The organism is Lactiplantibacillus sp. 7.2.4, assembly GCF_018991185.1.
GTDB lineage: Bacteria > Bacillota > Bacilli > Lactobacillales > Lactobacillaceae > Lactiplantibacillus > Lactiplantibacillus pentosus.
This window is the reverse complement of record NZ_JAGYGS010000129.1, coordinates 1-1710: the sequence shown is the minus strand read 5'-3', so window position 1 is coordinate 1710 and position 1710 is coordinate 1. Positions and strand designations below refer to the sequence as shown.

Below are 1710 nucleotides of genomic sequence, written 5' to 3'. Positions count from 1 at the left end.
GGAGCTGCTCCTTGTCAAGTAGACAAGTCAAATAATTAAAGTTTTATGCACTCTTTTGAACGGCATGATTCCGGTATTCTTCCGGAGTCATGCCGTTTAGTGTTTTCTGACGTCGTTCCGTGTTATACCATGTGACGTACGCCTTGATAATCCCGATTAATTCAACTTCCGAGAGTGGTGCCTTGAAAGCCAGTTCTTCAGTCTTTAGCTGGCTCCAGAAACACTCCATGGCACTGTTGTCGCCTGGTGTTCCTGGTCGCGACATGCTATGGTCGATCCCTTTTCCAGATAATAGGGTGTTGTAGTCACCAGAAGTATAAGCCGAGCCTTGATCGGAATGAAGAATCTGTGGTTTCACACCACGAGTTGCTTTCAGGGCCTGTTTGAGTGTTTCAGATACTAATTCCTTGGTCTCAGTACTGGCGACCGCCCATGCGATAATGCTGCGGTCACAAAGGTCTTTAATGGCACTTACACGTAAGCGTTGCTTCTGGTCGGGCCCAAATTTCAATTCACTACAATCAGTCACCCAAGTCATATTTGGTTGCTCAGGTTTGAAATCATGGCTACCATCTTCGTTTAGTAACTTATTGGCGTAAATGTGGTCTTTCTTCTCCTGTTTTCGATCATGCTTAGCCGCACGAATTGATGATTGAATCCCGTTACGACGCATGATACGACGAACCCGACCCTCACTAACATGGTACGGGGTCTCCTCATTAATATATGTTGTCATGGTCCGGACGCCAAAAATATAATTCTTTGATTCTTCACGCTTAATGATATGCGCCAAAATGGCTTCATTCTCCAGTTCATGCGCGTTAACTTTACGGTGAAGCCACTTGTAGTAGGCGGCTCGAGATACACCGACATACTGGCACATGAAACTAATCCCATACACTTGATTAGTGTCGGGATTTACTTTTTTCGAGAGTGCTTGAACTGTGAGATATTTTTCTTTTGCTGGGCATCCATCCTCTCGAATTCTTGGAGTTTTTTTAATACGGCGACCTCCGTAGAGACATGCGCTAACCGGGCCTTGAGCCGCTTGATTTCTAAGCCCTTTAGTTCCATTTCGGTCAATTGGCCATTGGCTTCCTTGGCCTTACCGCGACGGTCTGCGAGGGCATCGGGACCGCCTTGCTTGAACTTCTTAACCCAAGCATACACTTGGCCATAGGACACGTTAAAATGGGTCGTGGCGCCGACGTAGTCCATCTCATTGGCGATGACCCACTGCGCGATTTCAATCCGTTCGACCTGTTCAGTCTTTCTACCATTCTTCATCCGGGTAGTCCTCCTAGTGGTTTTGAGCGATTTACCACTAGTATACCGCTTGACCCACTGGAAGATAACTGAGTTATTAGGGATATTATATTGTCGAGCTAACTGGGGATACGATGTACCACCGGCCAAATAAGCCTGGACGACTTCAAGCATCAACTCAGGTGTATAGGTGCGCTGTGGACGTCGCCGCAATGCATCAATACCGCCAGTGTTGAAGCGCTCAACCCATTGGAGAACCTGATCACGTTTCACACCATACTCCCGTTCAATAGCATTAGCTGACATCCCATCCTGTACCAACTTAATATAGAATAGTTTATCTTCTTCACTATATCTCGTACCTTTTCGGCCCATAAAAAAATACTCCTTCCTTGGCAGACAAGCTTTAATTATTTGCTTGTCTATCTTGGTAGGAGTATACCC

At 46.1% G+C, this 1710-nt stretch carries 2 protein-coding genes; both read right to left on the bottom strand.

Going from position 1 to position 1710, the window contains the following annotated elements; translation table 11 throughout:
* Positions 1–43: 43 nt before the first annotated feature.
* Positions 44–883 (bottom strand): IS3 family transposase, encoded by an 840-nt coding sequence (locus KGF70_RS16805; protein ID WP_253955635.1) that lies wholly within the window; start codon positions 881–883, stop codon positions 44–46.
* 35 nt (positions 884–918) lie between these two features.
* Positions 919–1641 (bottom strand): helix-turn-helix domain-containing protein, encoded by a 723-nt coding sequence (locus tag KGF70_RS16800; RefSeq protein ID WP_216769660.1) that lies wholly within the window; start codon positions 1639–1641, stop codon positions 919–921.
* Positions 1642–1710: the final 69 nt, after the last annotated feature.

Coding starts and splice junctions, on each gene's coding strand:
- KGF70_RS16805 (WP_253955635.1), bottom strand. CDS start 883: ATGTGCCAGTATGTCGGTGTATCTCGAGCCGCCTACTACAAGTGGCTT.
- KGF70_RS16800 (WP_216769660.1), bottom strand. CDS start 1,641: ATGGGCCGAAAAGGTACGAGATATAGTGAAGAAGATAAACTATTCTAT.